The following is a 3,221-nucleotide window of genomic DNA, read 5'->3' as shown; positions in this document are numbered from 1 at the left end:
CGCCCACGTGCTACGCACGAAGCCGGGCGGGGTGCAACGGCGCGATTCCGTGCGACGCGGGGAGCAGGCCGGGCGCAACGGCGCGGTTCGCCGTCACGGACAGCGGCCCGGGCCCGAAGGCGAACCGTTTCGCCGGAGGCCCCGCGCGCCGCACGTACGCACCACGCCCGCCACACGCACCCGCCACGCGCCGCCCGTCACCCGCCACGCACCGGTCCCGCGCCCGAGGCACACCCGCACCACGGGTGCCGCACGCCACCGCCCTCGGCCGACTGCTCAGCCGATCGTGCCCGTGCCCCGCACGCCCTCCACCAGGCTCTGCACCTCGGTGCCGGGAGGGGCGAGCAGGAAGACGTTGCGGTCGACGCGGTGCATGCCGCTGCCGAGGCCGAAGACCACGCCGCTGCTGAAGTCGAGTACGCGCTTGGCGGTCTCGCTCTCGGCGCCGCTGAGGTCGAGCAGGACGGGGATCTGCGCCATGAGTGTCTCGGCGACCTCCCGCGCGTCCGCGAAGACGTTCACGCGCAGGACGACGAAGCGCCGGCGCGAGGCGGTCTCCGCGTCCGGGAGGGCGCTGTGCCCCGGCCAGGACGGCCAGGCGTCGCTGCTGCGCAGCGGTACGACCTGGGCGAGCCCTTCCCACTGCTCATCAGTGACGTCGTGGCTGTTCACTGCCCCACCCCGTCCGGGCTCGTACGATTGTCTGCATTCGTTCATTCTCGCCCGCCTCACTCGTTCGGCGGACCAGCGACACACCCGCCCGCGGCCCCCGGCGGCACGCCTGACGGTACGTCGGCACCCAGGGGTGCCCTGGGAAACCGTACCCAACAACCCGGGCGGTGCGGCGCGGCGGGGCCCGTGGCGGAGTGCCCGCATAAACCCTTGTTCCCGAATTCCCGCGCCCGGAACAGATATGCACAGCATTTTTCGCGGCCTCTCGTGTCTTTTCTTATTGCCTGCGAAAAGTCACGGAAGGAGTGCCGAGTCACCAGGTCAGCGAGGGTGAGCGGATTCCGGAAGGGGATCATCCGGACCGGCGGGCCCGGTATTCCAGCGGCCTCGGACACCGTTCTCCGGATGATTTCGGGCCGTTTCCCGATCGGCGCGTTTCGTCGTGTGTGACGACGATGCGCGGGGGCAGGCGGGGCCATGTCGAAGTTCTTCGACCGCAACCGACTGCAAAGGTGCTACTCGTGACGATCTCCACGCACAGCACGGGCACGTCCGGCCCGGCGGCGGCCGAGGCGGATGCCGCCGGACTGCCCTGGATAGAGGATGCGGGGAAGGTTGCCCCGCAGGACGCCCGCGAGCTCTCGCGGCTCTTCTTCGATCAGCTCGCCGTCCTCGAAGAGGGCACGCACGCCTACCAGTACGCGCGCAACACCCTCATCGAGATGAACCAGTCCCTCGTGCGCTTCGCCGCGCGCCGCTTCCGCAACCGCGGCAACGGCGACATGGAGGACATCCTCCAGGTCGGCACGATCGGCCTCATCAAGGCGATCGACCGCTTCGACCTCACCCGCGAGGCCGAGTTCACCTCCTTCGCGATCCCCTACATCGTCGGCGAGATCAAGCGGTACTTCCGCGACAGCACGTGGGCGGTGCACGTCCCCCGGCGGCTCCAGGAGCTGCGCGTCGATCTCGCGCGGGCCAAGGAACGGCTCGCGGTCGAGCTGGACCGCGACCCCGGGGTCAAGGAGCTGGCGGCCGAGCTGGACATCAGCGAGGAGGAGGTCATCGACGGGCTCATCGCGGCGAACGGCTACATGTCCGACTCGCTCGACCTGCCCGCCGACAGCACCACGAGCGGCAAGCCCGACCAGAAGACCGCGACGACCTACGCCGACTTCCTCGGCGACTGGGACCCGGCGATGGAGCTGGTCGAGAACTTCACGGCGCTGCGCCCCCTCCTCGGCACGCTCGACGACCGTGAGCGGTACCTGCTCGAACTGCGCTTCGGGCAGGAGCTGACCCAGGCGCAGATCGGGGCCGAGCTGGGCGTCTCGCAGATGCACGTCTCGCGGCTGCTGAGCCGGACGCTCGGGAAGCTGAGGGAAGGGTTGCTGTCGGAGGGCTGAGATCCGGGACCACGAGGCCGGTCCGGGGCCACGCGCCCGGCCGGGGCCACGCGCCCGGCCGGGGCCGCGAGGCCCGGCGGTCCGGTGAGGTCCCGTTGTCCACAGGGCCCGTACGAAGAACCGCTCTTCGTACGGGCCCTGCGACGCGCCTGCTGGCCACCGGGGCGACGCGCCTGCCTGCCACCGGGCGGGACGTCACCGCCGCGGGAGGAACGTCACCCCTCCCCGCGGCGCGTCACCACCCCACCGCCACCGCGAGCCACTGCGGGTCCTGGTGCGAGACGAAGGAGGACTGGCCGGCGTAGTCGTCGTACGGGAAGCCGTACGCGAGGTGGTTGATGCCGTGGTCGTGCCAGAACTTCGCGTAGTAGTTCGCCGGGCTGTCCTTGTAGTACAGGTCCGGCGTGGACCACTGGTCCTCGGGGAGCTGGGCGACGTGGCGGTTGAGCGCCGAGCACTTGCCCGGGTCGTTGGCGAGGACGCCCGCGCACCCCGTGATGTCGGAGGTGGGCGCGTTGACGCCCTGCGACTGGGCGTAGGCGGTGAAGTAGTCCGCGTACTTGCCGCCCTCGCGGAAGTCGGGAGAGCTGCCGGGGGCCGGGATGCGGGCCGGGTCGTCGGCGAGGCCCTTGAACTCGGTGGGGACCTCGTCCTTGAACTCCTGGAAGGTCTGCTCGCGGGACTGCTGGAAGGTGTCGTAGTCCTCGCCGACCTGCACGTCGTAGCCGTCCGCGGCGTGCAGGCGCATCGCGAGCTTGAGGCCGAAGGCGTCGACGCGGGTCGTGTTGCCGTTGAAGACGTTGTCGCCGACGGTGAACTCGATGAAGTCCTGGTACTGGCTGTCGGGCGAGCCGAGGTAGAAGTACATGCGGCCGGCCGAGTTCGCCGGCATGTCGACGTAGGGCTGTTCGGCGATGGAGTGCGTCTCGCCGTTGAAGCTCCAGTAGACCTCGCTGTCGGGGTACTTGCCGTTGGTGCGGTTGAGGACGGCGACCGTGACGACGTTGTTCGGCGCGGGGAAGGCGGAGGTGTCGCCCCAGAAGGAGTCGGGCGGGGCCTCGCCCGGCGCGGCGGCGACGACGGGTGCGGGAGCGGCGCCCGCCTGCGGGGCGGTCGCGAGGCCGCAGAAGGCGGCGGCGAGGA

The 3,221-nt window shown here is 70.7% G+C and carries 3 protein-coding genes; 1 reads left to right on the top strand and 2 read right to left on the bottom strand.

The features are described 5' to 3' along the window. Positions 1-276: 276 nt before the first annotated feature. On the bottom strand, positions 277-672 hold the full coding sequence (locus G3I42_RS15975; RefSeq protein WP_164286538.1) for a cell division protein SepF: 396 nt from the start codon (positions 670-672) through the stop codon (positions 277-279). A 521-nt stretch (positions 673-1,193) separates the two neighbouring features. Between G3I42_RS15975 and G3I42_RS15970 the strand changes: the two genes are divergently transcribed. Then, a complete protein-coding gene (locus G3I42_RS15970; RefSeq protein ID WP_164286537.1) occupies positions 1,194-2,078 on the top strand; it encodes a SigB/SigF/SigG family RNA polymerase sigma factor in 885 nt (294 codons plus the stop codon). A gap of 235 nt (positions 2,079-2,313) precedes the next feature. Here the strand turns inward: G3I42_RS15970 and G3I42_RS15965 are convergent. After that, positions 2,314-3,221 (bottom strand): glycoside hydrolase family 64 protein (locus G3I42_RS15965; RefSeq protein ID WP_239096484.1); only part of this gene is annotated, 908 nt, incomplete at its 5' end.

Origin of the sequence: Streptomyces sp. SID11385 (assembly GCF_010548245.1) — a bacterium.
GTDB lineage: Bacteria > Actinomycetota > Actinomycetes > Streptomycetales > Streptomycetaceae > Streptomyces.
This window is presented reverse-complemented; position numbering and strand designations above follow the sequence as displayed.